Consider the following 15,853-nt stretch of genomic DNA (forward strand, 5'->3'; position numbering starts at 1 on the left):
TTATTTTTCAAATCGCAGAAAATGTCTGCGTAACATCAGATAATATGTCCGGAAACACCATAGGAAAACTTTTTACCGTCACCAGTTTTGGCGAGAGCCATGGGCCTGCCATCGGCTGTATCGTCGATGGTTGCCCGCCGGGTATGGCCTTGTGCGAAGCCGATCTCCAGCATGATTTGGACCGCCGCAAGCCCGGCACTTCCAGGCATACCACGCAACGCCGTGAGGCCGACGAGGTAAAAATCCTCTCCGGCGTGTTTGAGGGCAAAACTACGGGTACGCCCATAGGTTTGCTGATTGAAAACACCGACCAACGTTCGAAAGATTATGGCAAAATTGCCGAGACTTTCCGCCCCGGCCATGCCGATTATACTTACCAGCAAAAATACGGCTTCCGCGATTATCGCGGCGGTGGCCGTTCGTCGGCGCGGGAAACCGCGATGCGGGTGGCGGCGGGCAGTATTGCGAAAAAGTTTTTGTTTGAACAGGCGGGTATCGAAATCCGTGGTTATTTGTCGCAATTGGGGCCGATAAAAATCGCTAAAGTGGATTGGTCGGTCATCGACAGCAATCCGTTTTTCTGCCCGGATGCCGATAAGGTGGCGGAAATGGAAAGCTATATGGATGCCTTGCGCAAAGAAGGCGAATCCATCGGGGCGCGGATTGAGGTGGTCGCCAGCAATGTGCCGCCCGGTTTGGGCGAGCCGATTTTTGACCGCTTGGATGCTGAGCTGGCTTACGCGCTGATGAGCATTAATGCCGTGAAGGGTGTGGAAATTGGCGACGGCTTTGCCTGTATCGATACCAAAGGCACGCGCTTTCGTGACGAAATTACCCCCGAAGGCTTTTTAAGCAACCATGCGGGCGGCATTTTGGGCGGCATTTCCAGCGGCCAAAACATCACCGCCAGCATCGCCTTAAAACCCACCTCCAGCTTGCGTTTGCCGGGGCGGACGATTAATACCCACGGCGATGCCACCGAGGTGATTACCGAAGGCCGCCATGACCCTTGTGTCGGCATCCGTGCCACACCGATTGCCGAAGCGATGGTGGCGATAGTGCTGATGGACCATTATTTGCGCCATCGGGCGCAGAATCTGGCGGTGGCTTCGGGCTTGCCGGTGTTGCGTTAGGGCAAATATATACTGTGAACGGCCAAGTTTTCGGCTTTTACAATGTAGGGTACGCTGTGCGTACCTTTTACACTGATTTTTATGAGGATTTTTTAAAGGTACGCACAGCGTACCCTACCAAAAAAACCGAAAACTTGACCGTTCAGAGTATAGCAAGGCATTTTTGTAGTATAGGGCAGGCGCGGGGCGTTTGTCCGGCAACTTTTTAACCACGATATAGACGGACATTATGGCGCAATATATCTATTCCATGAACCGGGTCGGTAAAATCGTCCCGCCGAAAAAATACATTCTGAAAGACATTTCGTTGTCTTTTTTCCCTGGCGCGAAAATCGGTGTGCTGGGCCTGAACGGCTCCGGTAAATCGACGTTGCTGAAAATTATGGCGGGTATTGATAAGGAAATCGAAGGCGAAGCCGTACCGCTAAAAGGCATTTATATCGGCTATTTGCCGCAAGAGCCGCAGTTAGACCCGAATAAAACCGTGCGCGGTAACGTCGAAGAGGCGGTGGCACATGTTAAAACCGCTTTGGCTGATTTGGATGCGGTATATGCCGCTTATGCCGAAGAGGATGCCGATTTTGACAAATTGGCGGCGGATCAGGCGCGGTTGGAAGATATTATCAACGCGCTGGACGGGCATAATATCGACCGCAAGCTGGAAGTGGCGGCGGACGCATTGCGCTTGCCGGATTGGGATGCCGAGGTCACGACCTTATCGGGCGGGGAAAAACGCCGCGTCGCCTTATGCCGTTTGCTGTTGTCCAACCCCGATATGCTGTTGCTGGACGAGCCGACCAACCATTTGGATGCCGAGTCGGTGGCTTGGCTGGAGCGCTTCCTGCATGATTATACCGGGACGGTAGTGGCCGTCACCCATGACCGTTACTTTTTGGATAACGTTGCGGGCTGGATTTTAGAATTGGACCGCGGTTCCGGCATTCCGTGGGAAGGCAATTATTCCAGTTGGCTGGAGCAAAAAAGTGCCCGGTTGCTGTTGGAGGAGCGTCAGGAGTCTTCCCGGCAAAAGACCATGAAGGCGGAGTTGGAGTGGGTGCGCACCAACCCGAAAGGCCGTCATGCCAAAAGTAAAGCACGATTGGCTCGGTTTGAAGAGCTGTCGGCGGTGGATGTGCAAAAACGTAATGAGACCCAAGAAATTTATATCCCGCCGGGGCCGCGTCTGGGCGATGTGGTTATCGAGGCTAACAACATCAGCAAGGGTTTCGGCGATAGGCTGCTGATTAATGAACTGAGCTTTAAATTGCCGCCTGGCGGTATTGTCGGCATTATCGGGCCGAACGGGGCGGGTAAATCGACGCTGTTCCGTATGATGGCAGGGCTAGAACAACCGGATTCGGGTACGCTGACCATGGGGCAAACCGTGCAGTTGGCCTATGTCGACCAGTTGCGCGATGATATGGACAATACCAAGACGGTATGGGAAGAAGTTTCCGACGGGTTGGACGTGATTACGGTCGGCAAGTACGAAACGCCGTCACGCGCCTATCTGGGGCGTTTTAACTTTAAAGGCGGCGACCAGCAAAAACGCATCGGCGATTTGTCGGGCGGTGAGCGTAACCGGGTGCATTTGGCGAAATTACTGAAAACCGGCGGCAACGTGCTGTTGTTGGACGAACCGACCAACGACTTGGACGTGGAAACCTTGCGGGCGTTGGAAGAGGCGTTGTTGTCTTTTCCTGGTTGCGCCGTGGTTATTTCGCATGACCGTTGGTTTTTAGACCGTATCGCCACGCATATCTTGGCTTTTGAAGGCGATAGCCAAGTGGTGTGGTTTGAGGGTAACTATGAAGATTACGAGGCTGACAGGCATCGCCGTTTGGGTAGTGATGCGGATAACCCCAAGCGCCTGAAGTATAAAAAATTGGCGTAAGGAAGGCAAAAAAAAACCGCTTTTATAAGCGGTTTTTTTTGCATCCAATAGATGCTTGGCGGTAATCCTGAACGGCTCTGGCCAATAATGGCCGATGGGATAGGGGGATACCGCCGCTATGCCTTAAGAATAGCGTCTTTTACGCAAAGCCGCCATGCCAAAAAAGCCGATACCCATAATGATCAGGCTGGCTGGCTCAGGCACTGGGCTGCCTTCGGTATAAGTATAGGTGATCAAGCCGGAGCAAGAGCCAGTAGTGGTTTGGTTGGCGAGGATGTTACCGCCGCCGCCAGTGAACGAGCTGGTGGTTGCGGTGTTACAGCCGATGCCCAATGTGCCGGTACCGATGAAGTCGCTTAACGTTACGCCAGTCAGCAGAGTGTCATTAGTGCTGTAATCGTAAGTTTCTGTTCGTGTGCCTAAGTTAAGGTTGCCCCCTGCCGCTAAAGTGACATTTGTGCCTACTGTTTTTAGATAAGCGGTGTTGTTACCGGTAGTGGCAAGAACGGTGGTGAACGCATCGTAAATGTTGCCTGAACCTGCAAAAATGTCAAAAGACCAATCTAAGGTTGATGTATATTTGAACGTTTGCGATCCGGAGGCATTGTTATGCAAGGATGTGGTGCTGACTGAAAGGCCGGTCAGGTCAATGGTGACGCCGGTCAGTGTGCCTAAACTGGAGTTGAATTGGTTAAAAATCCCAGTTGAGTTGCCATTGTTTAGTTCGGTGGTTGTGGGGCCCAAACTAAATGAGGTGGTCACTGTCGCGGCGCTGGCCAGCGAAGAAAGCGCCAATCCGCCTACAACCAAAGCTGAAGCAAGAATATTTTTTTTCATGTTGTTGACTCGTTTAATAAAATTAAAAACTTATGCTGGGTTTGTTCCCGCACATTACTTAAATATCTTTAGCCAATCAGAGACCGCCTTGATGAAGCCAATGTAGAACTTTAAATATTACCCAATAGCAATATGGTTTTAGCAATATCCATACCAATAATATTCTGCCGATAACAGGCTGATTTTCAACGCGCTTACTTTAATGGCAGTATTGATTGTAAAATAAATTGACAGCAATTCCTGCTGCTAGTTTTGAAAGTAAAGTAGTGGCTTGCTATTGTCACCGAATGGTGTTTTAGCCTAAGTGGTTTCGTCCGTCCGGTGCCTTTTAAGTAGGTTTTACCATGATAGGTGGGTTATGAATTGCCTGATAGGCGGATTTTTGTATACACCTGTCCTTAAATGCCATGAAGAATTAAGGACGTTAAGCGGGTTGGATCTATTGGCGAAAGCGAAGGGGTTAGTGTGCCAAACCGTTTCATGCTTTGGTAAGCGGGTTAGCATTTAAGGGTAGGAAGTGGTATGGGGCAATTTGTCGGGGGGTACTGGTAGTGGATTCTGAAGTATGGTGCTGTGTCATGTAAATAAACCTGACAGTCTCTGGCAAGCAGGGCAAGGTATGCTTAAGCAGGCGACCCCGCTGTCAAGTGTGCCGACAATCAGTAATGGATGGTAGGGCGGTGGGCAGGGCAGGGTGGGGTGGTTTTGACGTAGATGAAGATAATCCCCCCACACGGACGGGCGAATCAGTTATAATCCGTTATTTCCGCATTAAAACAGTCAAACAAGGCATGTCAGAAATACGTTCAGAACTTCAACGGCGGCGCACTTTCGCCATTATTTCCCACCCTGACGCAGGCAAGACCACGATTACCGAAAAGCTCTTGCTGTTCGGTGGCGCGATCCAGTTGGCGGGTTCGGTCAAAGGCCGCAAAGCGGCGCGTCATGCCACGTCTGACTGGATGGAAATGGAAAAGGAGCGGGGCATTTCGGTCACCACGTCGGTGATGCAGTTTGAGCATAACAATGCCATTATCAATTTGCTGGACACACCCGGCCATGAAGACTTTTCGGAAGACACTTACCGCACCCTGACGGCGGTCGACTCGGCACTGATGGTCATCGACGTGGCGAAAGGGGTTGAGGAGCGGACGATCAATCTGATGGAAGTGTGCCGTTTGCGTACCACGCCTATCCTGACCTTCATCAATAAGCTTGACCGTGAAGGCCGCGAGCCGATAGAGCTGATGGACGAAGTGGAGAACGTGCTGAAGATCCAATGCGCCCCGATTACCTGGCCGATTGGTATGGGCAAACGCTTTAAAGGCGTTTATCATTTATATAAGGACGAAATCCATTTGTTCAGTGCCCAGCATGGCGGGCGGATTGCCGAGGCTGAGGTTATCAAAGGCTTGCATAACAGCAAACTCGACGCGTTGCTGGGCGATCAGGCGGCGGAGTTGCGCGATGAAATTGAGTTGGTCAAAGGGGCCAGCCATGAGTTTGCGTTGGAGGCTTATTTGGCGGGCAAGCTGAGTCCGGTATTTTTTGGTTCGGCGATCAATAATTTCGGGATTTTGGAATTGTTGGACGCGTTTGCTGAATACGCGCCGTCGCCCCGGCCCCGCGAAGCTGAGCAACGCAGCGTCGCGCCCGATGAGGATAAGTTTAGCGGCTTTGTTTTTAAGGTGCAGGCCAATATGGATCCTGCGCACCGTGACCGGGTGGCGTTTTTGCGGGTGTGTTCGGGCAAATTCGACAAGGGCATGAAAATCCATCATGTCCGTTTGGGCAAATCGGTGCAGGTATCCAATGCCATCACCTTCCAAGCCGACACGCGCAAAAGTGTCGAAGAAGCCTATCCTGGCGATATTATCGGCCTGCATAACCATGGCACTATCCAAGTCGGCGACACCTTTACCCAAGGCGAGGTTTTGAAATATGGCGGCATCCCGTATTTTGCCCCGGAATTGTTCCGCCGCGTGGTGCTGAAAGACCCGTTACGCGCCAAAGCCTTACAAAAGGGTTTGGTGCAGTTGACCGAAGAAGGGGCGACGCAGTTATTCCGGCCTTTAAAAAATAATGACCTGATCTTAGGCGCGGTGGGGGTGTTGCAGTTTGATGTGACGGCGTTCCGCCTGAAAGCGGAATATAATGTCGAATGCGTTTACGATGCTGTGCCGATTTCCACGGTGCGTTGGGTCAGTTCGGATAATGCCGCCAAGCTTGAAGAGTTTAAGAAAAAGGCCTTTGATAATCTGGCCGAAGACGGCGGCGGCTATTTGGTCTATGTGGCGAACAGCCGCGTCAACCTGCAACTGACCGAAGAGCGTTGGCCGGATATTAGGTTTAGCTCGACCCGTGAATTATAAGGGTAGGGGGCTTGAAAAATATGAAAATGCCCAAAACTAGGCGGTTATGCCGAGATTATACATGCACATTCCTAAGTAATCTGAAAACCCGATTTTGGGTTAAGGGATTTAAACGCTATCCGCCGCCCTTATTTTCTTAACAATGACTGAACCCTTATGTCTGAACAAAACAGTGATGCACAAGCCGCAGTAGGCGGGTTAAAAGAGTTTATTAACCAGCAGGTGATCGGTCAGGAGGTGCTGGTTGAAAGGATGCTGGTGGCTTTGCTGGCGGATGGCCATATTCTGGTCGAAGGTGCGCCGGGGCTTGCCAAGACCCGCGCGGTTAATGTCCTGAGCAAAGGTATCCAAGGCGATTTCCATCGGGTGCAGTTTACCCCGGATTTGTTGCCCGCCGATTTGACCGGTACAGAAATCTACCGCCCGCAACAAGGCACGTTTGAATTCCAAAAAGGCCCGTTATTCCATAACCTGATTTTGGCCGATGAAATCAACCGTGCCCCCGCTAAAGTACAGGCGGCTTTGTTGGAGGCGATGGCGGAGCGGCAAATTACCGTCGGCAAAGCCACTTATCCCTTGCCGATGTTGTTTATGGTGATGGCGACCCAAAACCCGATTGAGCAGGAAGGCACTTATCCGTTACCAGAAGCGCAATTAGACCGCTTTTTGCTGCATGTGAAGGTGGATTATCCCAGTGCCGAGCATGAAAAGGCGATCTTGCATTTGGTGCGGGCAGAGGCGCGGCAAGCCGTCGCCACCCGTAAGGCGGCAGTGTTTGCCCCCCTCAGCCAAGAACTGTTGTTTACCGCCCGCAACGAAGTGCTGGACTTGTACATGGCGGACAATTTGGAAGCCTATCTGTTGCAAATTATTTTGGCGACGCGCAATCCGCAGGCATACGGTGATGATTTGGCCGGCTGGCTGCAATACGGGGCTAGCCCGCGTGCCAGCATTGCCCTAGACCGTTGTGCCAGGGCCAAGGCCTGGTTGGCGCAACGTGATTACGTCGCCCCGGAAGATATTCAGGGTATGGCTTTTGATGTGTTGCGCCACCGCTTGATTTTATCTTATGAAGCCGAGGCTGAAGGCGTGACCACCGATGGCCTGATTGCCGAACTGATTGCCAGAATCCCTGTCCCTTGATGATAAGCAAAGCCTTTCCCAGCACGGTCGAGCCTAGGGTAACCGTTACCCTAACCAGCCTTATTGAGCTGGCGGGCTTTGCCGTGCGCATTAAGCTGCACCATCCGCAGTTTCGGGCCCGCCAAAGCGGCGGTTATGTGTCGCGCTTTAAAGGCCGGGGTATGGAGTTTGAAGAGGCGAGAATTTATCAGGCGGGTGATGATATCCGTAGCATCGATTGGCGGGTGACGGCACGGACAGGGACGACCCATACCAAAGTCTTCCGTGAAGAGCGTGAAAAACCGGTATTTATTTCCGTGGATAACCGTGCGGCGATGCACTTTGCCACGCGAGGCGTGTTTAAATCGGTTTTGGCCGCTAAATTGGCGGGGCTGTTGGCTTGGACGGCACAGCAGCAAGGCGACAGGATAGGCGGGCAGTTGTTTACCGAGCAGTTTTGCTGCGAACTGAAGCCGCAAAACGGGCGGCCAGCGGTATTGCGGTTTTTGGATTTGCTGGTGAAAGGCACTTGTGGGGCGAGTGCGGCGATTGTCTCGCTGGAGCAGGTGTTGGCACGGCTCACCCATCATGCCCGCCCGGGCAGCTTGGTGTATGTTATCAGTGATTTTCGCGGCTTGGATGCGAAGGCGGAGATTCATCTCGCCAAATTGTCGGAGCATTGCGATGTGGTGCTGGTATTTGTTTATGACGCGCTGGAAAAAGCCCTGCCCACTTATCAAGGCCGTTACCGCTTTACCGACCAAGTCCGCGAAGTCGTTATCGACAGTGCCGATAGCCCGCGTTTGCAGGCTTATCAGCAGCATTTTGCCGACCGCCAACAGCGCTTGGAACAATTGGCAAAAAAGCCCGGTTTGGCCTTAATCCAATGCAGTACCACCGACGACCCGCTAGCCTGTTTACGATGATTTCCCTGTTGGTTTTTTCCTGAGCCTATTATGCAGCCTACGCAATTGGAACTGAAAGGGCTACATTTGCCCGAAGCCCTGTCATGGTGGCCGCCCGCTTGGGGCTGGTGGCTGGTGGCGGCCGCCGCTGTGTTGGTGCCGGCGCTCTTGTTTGCCTGGTATCGGCGGTTGACCCGCCAAACGGCGGTTAAAACCGCGAAAAAACTGCTGGCGGCACTAAAACAGAATCCTGACTTGGATAATGGCCAAAAATTACGCGAACTGTCCGTCTTGCTAAGGCGAGTGGCGATCAGTATCGCGCCTGACCCTAGCCAAGTCGCGGGGTTAACCGGAGCGCGGTGGTTGGCGTTTCTCGACCAAGGTTTGCCCGACGCGCCTTTTAGTTTAGGGGTCGGGGCGGCTCTTGCCGATGGCCCTTATCGGCGCAGCGTTCTGGGCGATGCCCAGATAGCGCAACTTTTCACCCTTTGCGAGGCTTGGCTGAAAGACTGTGTCCCAGCCTACCGCCGCGCCAAACGACAAAAAAAATCCTTATGATCCATTTGGAATGGCCTTGGTTATTGTTGGCCTTACCCGTGCCGCTAGCGGTCTATTGGTTGCTGCCCAGTCATCGGGTATTGGAGCAGGCGGCCTTGAAAGTCCCGTTTCTGGAAGACTTCGACGATGGGCATACCTTGGTCATTAGCCAAAAAAAATGGCCGTTGTGGTTGGCGGCAGTGGCTTGGGGTCTGTTAGTGTTGGCCTGCGCCCGTCCGCAGTGGTTGGGCGAGCCGATTGAACAGGCGGTCAGTGGCCGGGATTTGATGCTGGCGGTGGATTTGTCCGGCAGTATGGAGGCGCAGGATTTTATTTTAAATAAGGAGCCGGTCGATCGGTTGACTGCCGCTAAGTCGGTGGCGAATGATTTTATCAACCGTCGGGTTGGCGACCGTATCGGCTTGATTTTGTTCGGTAGCCAAGCGTATTTGCAAACCCCGCTGACCTTTGACAGAAAAACGGTCATGACCTTGTTGGACGAGGCGCAATTGGGTTTGGCAGGCGATAATACCGCTATCGGCGATGCCATTGGTTTGGCGGTCAAGCGATTGGGTCAGCAGCCGGAAAATAGCCGTGTTTTGGTGCTGATGACCGACGGTGCCAATACGGCGGGTGAAGTTTCGCCGTTAAAGGCGGCGCAACTGGCGGAATCGAAACATTTGAAGATTTATACGATTGGTATCGGTGCGGATGAAATGCTGGTGCGCAGTTGGTTTGGCAGCCGTAAAGTGAACCCGTCGACAGATTTGGACGAGGGTACCTTGGTAAAAATTGCCGAAAGCACGGGCGGGCGGTATTTTCGGGCGCGTAACACCGATGAGCTGAACAATATTTACCGTTTGCTGGATGAGTTGGAACCGGTCGAAAAAGACAAGCAGTATTATCGGCCACACAGCGAACTGTTTTATTGGCCTCTGGGCTTTGCGTTGGCGTTGGCGGCGGGGTTGTGTGTCCGGCGGGTGAGGTTGTGATGGATTGGGATTGGGCGGCTTTTCATTTTATTAGGCCTTGGCTGTTGTTGGCGTTATTGCCGGTTATGGCGTTGGCTGTTTTGTTGTGGCGCAGCAAATTGCAGCAAGGGCTTTGGTCGGCGGTTTGTGATGAAGCTTTGTTGCCGTATTTGTTGCAGCATAAGGCCGTGCAGCCAGCCAAAGGCTTATTCGGTGCAGGCGTTTTGGCGGGCGTTTTGGCGGTGTTTGCCTTAGCGGGGCCGACATGGCGGCAATTGCCTATGCCGGTGTTTAGAAATGCCTCTGCGGTGGTGATCGCCTTGGATTTGTCGTTGTCTATGGATGCCCAAGACATTAAGCCCAGCCGTTTGGTGAGGGCGCGTTACAAAATCGCCGATTTGTTAAAGCAGCGCCAAGACGGGCAGACCGCGTTGCTGGTGTATGCGGGGGCAGCTTTTACAGTGACTCCTCTGACGGATGATGTCCAGACTATCGCCAGCCAATTGTCGGCCTTAACTACGGACATTATGCCCAGTGCGGGCAGCGATACGCCAGCGGCAATCGCTAAGGCGGTCGAATTGCTTAAGCAGGCTGGTTTGCCAAAAGGGCAGATTGTTCTGGTCACCGACGGCATTGACGGACGTACTATCCCACAAATGGTCAAGGCCTTAAGCGGCTATCAGTTGTCGGTATTAGGGGTGGGTACGCCGGATGGCGCACCGATTCCAGAGGCGGGCGGCGGTTTTGTCAAAGACCGGCAAGGCGGGATTATTATCCCAAAATTGGCGGCGGGGCCACTGGCGGAGTTGGCGCAAGCCGGGCAGGGCATTTATCAGACCATCAGTGCTGATGACGGCGACATTAAGAATTTGCAGGCGTTGTTAGGACAAGCCAGCCAACAGGATGGTAAAGCCAGTAACGGTACCATTCCGGTCTGGGATGATAAGGGGCCATGGCTGTTGCTGTTGATTTTGCCGGTGGTGGCCTTAGGTTTTAGGAAAGGTGTGTTGGCTATCGGTATGTTGGCACTGTTGCCCCTACCGCAAAACAGTTATGCGGGCGGCTGGCAAGATGCATGGCAAAGCCCTGACCAACAGGCACAAGCGCAGTATCGGCAACAGCATTATTCGGAAGCCGCCCGGCAATTTACCGATAAGCAATGGCAAGCGGCGGCACATTATCAGGCCGGGGAATACGATAAGGCGGTGGAGGCTTACCAGGCCGACCCGCAAGCGGGTAATGCCGATTATTTTTATAATTTAGGCAATGCGCTGGCGCAATCAGGGCAATTGGAAGCCGCCCTTAAATCTTATGAGCAAGCCTTAGCCATCAAGCCTGATGATGCCGATACCCTCTATGCTAAGGATCTGGTGGCCAAAGAATTGGCTAAACTTAAGCCAGAGAACCCGCAGGATAAGCAGGATAAGCAGGATAAGCAGGATAAGCAGGACGGCCAATCGTCACCACAAGATAAATCCCAGCAAAGCCAAAGCCAAGGCCAGAATCAAGAACAAAGTCAAGATCAAGGACAAGAAAAGCAAGGCAGCACCGAGAACGAACAAAAGCCGCCGCAAAAGCCGGAACACCCGGACCAGCCAGAAGTTGGGCAGCCAGACCAAAAGCCGCAAAAAAGCCCTAACCAGGATGCTAAAGGGCAAACTGTGCCAGACTCAAAAGCAGCGGCGCCTAAACCGGATGCCGAACAGTCTAAACAGGCCAAAGATCTCGGCTCGGTCGAATCGGCCGAGCAACACCAAGCTGAGGAGCAGTGGCTAAAGCGTATTCCTGATGATCCGGCGGGATTGTTAAAACGCAAATTCAAATATCAATACGGTCGTGGCGGGCAGCCAAGCACTCTGCCTGAAAAAGAATGGTAAGGTATCCGCCCTTTGTGAAAGCGCGCCCCCCAGCTTTGCGTTTTTCTGACAAAGTTTGTCATTAAACGACCATCTGCAACCTTTATACTGCCCCGAACGCTTATAGGCAGTGAATTCAAGTTAATAATACCCAAAAAAATGGGCAATTATTATCCGTTTTTAAAAGATGAAATAGGTCACACTATGATAAAGTTACTGGGCGTATTGTTAAGCGGCTGGCTGGCGGTGGGCGCGGCTACCGTGCAGGCGGAGTCAAAGTTACCCGATACCTTGGCGAAAATAAAGCCCGGCATTGTGGCGGTAGGCACTTACTTGCCTAAACGCAACCCGCGGGCCAGTTTTATGGGAACGGGATTTGTGATAGCGCCGGGTAATCTGGTGGTCACTAATGCACATGTCATCCCGGAACTGTTAGATCGCGAGCATCTTGAAGAAGTGGCTGTTTTTTATCGCCAAGGCGATGAAGAGCGGATGCTGCCCGCCACCGTGGCCGCTACCGATAAGGCGCATGATTTGGCGGTGTTAAAAATTAGCGCAACCTTAACCGCGCTGCCATTAGGTGATGCCGCCGCCGTCAGGGAAGGGCAAGTTTATGCGTTTACCGGCTATCCCATCGGTATGGTGCTGGGTTTGTTTCCGGTAACGCATAGGGGCATGATTTCTGCTATTACGCCCAATGTAATCCCGACCATAAACGCCGGACAAATTAATCCGAAGCTGATTTCGCGTTTGGAAACGCCTTATAAGGTGTTTCAGTTGGATGCGACCGCCTATCCGGGCAACAGCGGCAGTCCGCTTTATGATGCGGATAGCGGCAAGGTGGTCGGGGTGATCGATAAGGTGTTTGTCCAAGAAAGCAAGGAGAGCGTGCTCTCCCATCCTAGCGGCATCAGTTATGCTATCCCTGTCACCCATTTGGATAATTTGCTTAAAGATAAGCAGTTGCGTTGATTTTTTGGCCGTGCGATTTTTGAAAAAGGTAGAATTGTGATCCGTATATTCCGACATTATATCTCTAGGGCTTATTTGTCTTTGCTGATAATTGAGTCCTTGGTATTTTTCGCTGCTATGTATTTTGGTATCGGCATCCGTTTCCTGGCTGGCCCAGACTGGTATAGTGTTGAGGAAAGTCTTATTTCCAGTGCTATTTTTGCCGCTACCATGACCTTGTCCTGCTCGGCGATGGGCTTGTACCGGCGTAGTTTAAGTTTGCAGGACTACAATTTATTGGCGCGTACTAGCGCCAGCTTTGTTTTGGCATTGCTGGCTCTGATTGTCATTTATTATTTTATTCCTACCTTGTTAATAGGGCGTAGCGTTTTGGCTATCGCTATGGTGTTGGCATTGGTTGGTATGGTGGTGACCCGCGAGTTTTTTTATAAATTTGCCAATTTGGAAAAGTTTAAAAAACGCATGTTGGTGATCGGCAGCGGCATTAAAGCCAGTAAATTGGGCGAAATCAATAATTCGTTTATCCATAAAGGCTTTGTGGTGGTGGGATTTGTCAGTTTGCCGGGCGAGGATGTGCAGGTCGATAGCCAGCAGTTGATCTATTCCGACAGCGTTAATATCCGTGCGATCGCCGAAAACCTAAGGGCCGACGAGTTGGTGGTGGCCTTAGATGATAACCGCCGCTTTATGCCCTTGAAGGGTTTGTTGGACTGTAAGATGTCAGGCCTGAGGGTTATTGATATGGTCAACTTTTACGAGCGGGAGCAAGGTATTATTTCGCTGGAAAACACCTATCCGGGTTGGCTGATTTTTTGCGACGGATTTACCCAAGGCGGTTTCAGGGCACTAGAAAAAAGGCTGTTTGATTTGTTTGCCAGCACGTTGCTGTTGCTGGTCACTTGGCCGGCGATGTTAATCACCGCCTTGGCCATTTATCTTGAAAGTGGCTGCGCAGGGCCGATATTGTATCGGCAGGTGCGTGTCGGTGAGGACAATAAAAATTTCGAGGTGTTAAAATTCCGCAGTATGCGCACCGATGCCGAAAAAGATGGGGCACAGTGGGCGCAGGCTCAAGATAGCCGCGTCACCCGGGTGGGGGCGTTTATCAGAAAGTGCCGCATTGATGAATTGCCGCAGATTTTTAATGTCTTTAACGGCCAAATGAGCTTTGTCGGCCCCCGTCCGGAACGGCCTGAATTTGTCTATGGTTTTGAAGAAAGAATTCCTTATTATCGGGAACGGCATCGTGTTAAACCGGGTATCACTGGATGGGCGCAGTTATGTTACCCCTACGGTGCAAATGAAAACGATACTATCCAAAAACTTCAATACGATTTGTACTATGTCAAAAACTACAGCTTATTCTTGGACTTATCTATTATGTTCAATACCGTCGAAGTGGTTTTATGGGGTAAGGGCGCACGCTAATAGCCTCCGTCATTTACCGAACGGCTGGAGCCGTACCTTAGGCTATTTGCTGTTGTTAGTGCTGTTATCGGGTGGCTGTTTTTTTGGTACTTGGTCGTCAATCATTGAAATTTGGGCACGCTCTAAGACCTATACCCATGGCTTTGTCATCGTTCCGATTAGTCTTTGGCTGATTTGGTCGCGCCGCGATTATTATCTCCGGTTAGTGCCGACAGTCGCTTATAGCCCATTGCTGGCGGTTTTGGCCGGAGGCTTTTTGTGGTTGTGCGGTGACCTGAGCCATATTGTGATCATTAAACAAGTGGCGGCTGTGGCGATGCTGGTGGCGGGGATTTGGGTGGTATTAGGCCATACGGTGACGTTGAGCCTGTCTTTCCCCTTGCTGTTCCTATTTTTTATGGTGCCCATGGGTGAGGAGTTGATTCCTGCCCTGATAGAATTTACTACGACCTTTACCGTGAAGCTGATCCGCTTGACCGGTTTGCCGGTCTATCGTGACGGCCATTATTTTACCTTGACTTCGGGGAGTTGGTCGGTCATTGAGGCCTGTAGCGGCATCAGTTATCTGATTGCCTCCGTCACTTTGGGCTTTGTGTTTGCCTATCTGAATTACAGCCACTATTGGAAACGTATCTTGTTCATGCTGTTAAGCGTGGTCGTGCCGATTGTTGCCAATGGCTTCCGTGCCTATATGATTGTCATGATCGGACATTTGAGCGACATGACGCTGGCGGTCGGGGTTGACCATCTGGTTTATGGGGGGGTATTTTTTGGTGTGGTGATGCTGCTGCTATTTTATTTGGGCTCGTTTTGGCGGGATCCGCCATTTACCCCGATTGCCATTGTTCCTAGAAAAGCGAGTGTTTCCAGTACGCCGCAACAATTGGCGGTCAGTGTGCTGTTGCTGGCGGGATTTGGCATCTGGCAGCCATTAGCGGCTACTTTGCTCGACAAACAAGGGCAATTGGCTTTGCCTGCTTATGTGGCAACCCAAGCACTGGGTGATTGGCGGCAAACTGCCGATCCTAAATGGTTGTGGGAGCCGAAATTCCCGCGTGCCGCCGAGCATAGCAAAGCATTTTATAGCGATAGCCATGGCAATAGTGTTGGCCTGTATTATGCCAGCTTTGGTAAGGAAGAACAGGGGGCGGAGTTGGTCAATTCCGAAAACGCCCTGGTTTCCGCCGTGGAAAGCAGACGGTTGCGCATCAGTGCTACCGATACGCTGGCATTTGCTTTAGGCCAGCAGACAGTGACGCTCAATGTGACGGTTTTGAAAGAAAATAGCGGGCAAGTCCTGGTGGTGATGGACAGTTACCAACTGAGCGGCGAAATCAGCAATAACCGCTATTGGGTTAAGGCCAGGCAATTGGTCAAACATTTAAGCGGCGATACCTCCCCTGAACTCAAGCTGGTGCTTTGGGTACAACCTGACAATGATGATATAGCTTCTGCCAAGCGGCTATTGACGGGCTTTTTGACGGCTTGGCTTAAGCAACAGTCTATATAGTCTTGCTCTAATATCCCGCTTCTGAAAACAAACGGGCGCCGCCTATTTTCCTATAGGCCGCCAAAGATGCGGGGGAGCCTATAAAATGAGATGTTCCCTGCGGAACCTATTTTGCAAAATCCAGAAAATTTAGGCCAGGATTCTCCTTGTGCTTGTAAAAATCCGCCTAATTATCGATAATTAAATTAATGCTACGAGGCCGTGCCTAGGGGGTTGACGACCCGGACGATGCCATAAAACCTACAAGGACAGCCTTAAATTATGAAAAAGACCCACAAAACCGGCCCGCTGGCCGCGCTCAAAAAACATCCGGTGC

12 protein-coding genes are annotated in these 15,853 nt (G+C 51.7%); 11 read left to right on the plus strand and 1 reads right to left on the minus strand.

Annotation, left to right across the window (positions count from 1 at the left end; genetic code table 11):
• Positions 1-44 precede the first annotated feature (44 nt).
• Positions 45-1,133: a chorismate synthase gene (aroC, locus tag AADEFJLK_RS10845; protein ID WP_088620265.1), complete on the plus strand. Its 1,089-nt coding sequence runs from the start codon at positions 45-47 to the stop codon at positions 1,131-1,133.
• Between the two features lie 229 nt (positions 1,134-1,362).
• Entirely contained in the window at positions 1,363-3,027 is a 1,665-nt protein-coding gene (ettA, locus tag AADEFJLK_RS10850) for an energy-dependent translational throttle protein EttA (RefSeq protein ID WP_088620266.1), read from the plus strand.
• A gap of 123 nt (positions 3,028-3,150) precedes the next feature.
• Here ettA and AADEFJLK_RS10855 read toward each other — a convergent pair whose 3' ends face one another.
• The gene (locus AADEFJLK_RS10855; protein ID WP_088620267.1) at positions 3,151-3,864 is read right to left on the minus strand and encodes a PEP-CTERM sorting domain-containing protein; all 714 of its coding nucleotides are present in this window, start codon (positions 3,862-3,864) and stop codon (positions 3,151-3,153) included.
• A gap of 791 nt (positions 3,865-4,655) precedes the next feature.
• Between AADEFJLK_RS10855 and AADEFJLK_RS10860 the strand changes: the two genes are divergently transcribed.
• The 9 genes from AADEFJLK_RS10860 (at position 4,656) to xrtA (ending at position 15,537) form a co-directional block, all read left to right on the plus strand.
• Positions 4,656-6,236, plus strand: coding sequence for a peptide chain release factor 3 (locus tag AADEFJLK_RS10860; RefSeq protein ID WP_088621658.1), 1,581 nt, complete (start codon positions 4,656-4,658; stop codon positions 6,234-6,236).
• Positions 6,237-6,392: 156 nt separating this feature from the next.
• Positions 6,393-7,379 (plus strand): AAA family ATPase, encoded by a 987-nt coding sequence (locus AADEFJLK_RS10865; protein ID WP_103974274.1) that lies wholly within the window; start codon positions 6,393-6,395, stop codon positions 7,377-7,379.
• Complete coding sequence (locus AADEFJLK_RS10870) at positions 7,379-8,284, plus strand: DUF58 domain-containing protein (protein ID WP_088620269.1); 906 nt, start codon at positions 7,379-7,381, stop codon at positions 8,282-8,284. Before AADEFJLK_RS10865 ends, AADEFJLK_RS10870 begins: the two co-directional genes overlap by 1 nt.
• A gap of 30 nt (positions 8,285-8,314) precedes the next feature.
• Positions 8,315-8,821 carry a DUF4381 domain-containing protein gene (locus AADEFJLK_RS10875; protein ID WP_088620270.1) on the plus strand — a complete coding sequence of 169 codons (507 nt, stop codon included), beginning with the start codon at positions 8,315-8,317 and terminating at the stop codon, positions 8,819-8,821.
• Positions 8,818-9,792 carry a vWA domain-containing protein gene (locus AADEFJLK_RS10880; protein WP_103974275.1) on the plus strand — a complete coding sequence of 325 codons (975 nt, stop codon included), beginning with the start codon at positions 8,818-8,820 and terminating at the stop codon, positions 9,790-9,792. Before AADEFJLK_RS10875 ends, AADEFJLK_RS10880 begins: the two co-directional genes overlap by 4 nt.
• Complete coding sequence (locus tag AADEFJLK_RS10885; protein WP_103974276.1) at positions 9,792-11,648, plus strand: VWA domain-containing protein; 1,857 nt, start codon at positions 9,792-9,794, stop codon at positions 11,646-11,648. The genes AADEFJLK_RS10880 and AADEFJLK_RS10885 overlap by 1 nt, the downstream gene beginning before the upstream one ends.
• A 183-nt stretch (positions 11,649-11,831) precedes the next feature.
• A complete protein-coding gene (locus tag AADEFJLK_RS10890) occupies positions 11,832-12,599 on the plus strand; it encodes a S1 family peptidase (protein WP_088621659.1) in 768 nt (255 codons plus the stop codon).
• A 36-nt stretch (positions 12,600-12,635) separates the two neighbouring features.
• Entirely contained in the window at positions 12,636-14,027 is a 1,392-nt protein-coding gene (locus tag AADEFJLK_RS10895; RefSeq protein ID WP_088620273.1) for a TIGR03013 family XrtA/PEP-CTERM system glycosyltransferase, read from the plus strand.
• Positions 13,942-15,537, plus strand: coding sequence for an exosortase A (gene xrtA, locus AADEFJLK_RS10900; protein ID WP_103974277.1), 1,596 nt, complete (start codon positions 13,942-13,944; stop codon positions 15,535-15,537). Before AADEFJLK_RS10895 ends, xrtA begins: the two co-directional genes overlap by 86 nt.
• Positions 15,538-15,853: the final 316 nt, after the last annotated feature.

Source organism: Methylovulum psychrotolerans (assembly GCF_002923755.1).
Taxonomy (GTDB): Bacteria; Pseudomonadota; Gammaproteobacteria; order Methylococcales; family Methylomonadaceae; genus Methylovulum; species Methylovulum psychrotolerans.

What these genes read in the sequence shown, in the direction of transcription:
- aroC (WP_088620265.1), top strand. Translation starts at nt 45, where the DNA reads ATGTCCGGAAACACCATAGGAAAACTTTTTACCGTCACCAGTTTTGGC.
- ettA (WP_088620266.1), top strand. Translation starts at nt 1,363, where the DNA reads ATGGCGCAATATATCTATTCCATGAACCGGGTCGGTAAAATCGTCCCG.
- AADEFJLK_RS10855 (WP_088620267.1), bottom strand. Translation starts at nt 3,864, where the DNA reads ATGAAAAAAAATATTCTTGCTTCAGCTTTGGTTGTAGGCGGATTGGCG.
- AADEFJLK_RS10860 (WP_088621658.1), top strand. Translation starts at nt 4,656, where the DNA reads ATGTCAGAAATACGTTCAGAACTTCAACGGCGGCGCACTTTCGCCATT.
- AADEFJLK_RS10865 (WP_103974274.1), top strand. Translation starts at nt 6,393, where the DNA reads ATGTCTGAACAAAACAGTGATGCACAAGCCGCAGTAGGCGGGTTAAAA.
- AADEFJLK_RS10870 (WP_088620269.1), top strand. Translation starts at nt 7,379, where the DNA reads ATGATAAGCAAAGCCTTTCCCAGCACGGTCGAGCCTAGGGTAACCGTT.
- AADEFJLK_RS10875 (WP_088620270.1), top strand. Translation starts at nt 8,315, where the DNA reads ATGCAGCCTACGCAATTGGAACTGAAAGGGCTACATTTGCCCGAAGCC.
- AADEFJLK_RS10880 (WP_103974275.1), top strand. Translation starts at nt 8,818, where the DNA reads ATGATCCATTTGGAATGGCCTTGGTTATTGTTGGCCTTACCCGTGCCG.
- AADEFJLK_RS10885 (WP_103974276.1), top strand. Translation starts at nt 9,792, where the DNA reads ATGGATTGGGATTGGGCGGCTTTTCATTTTATTAGGCCTTGGCTGTTG.
- AADEFJLK_RS10890 (WP_088621659.1), top strand. Translation starts at nt 11,832, where the DNA reads ATGATAAAGTTACTGGGCGTATTGTTAAGCGGCTGGCTGGCGGTGGGC.
- xrtA (WP_103974277.1), top strand. Translation starts at nt 13,942, where the DNA reads ATGTCAAAAACTACAGCTTATTCTTGGACTTATCTATTATGTTCAATA.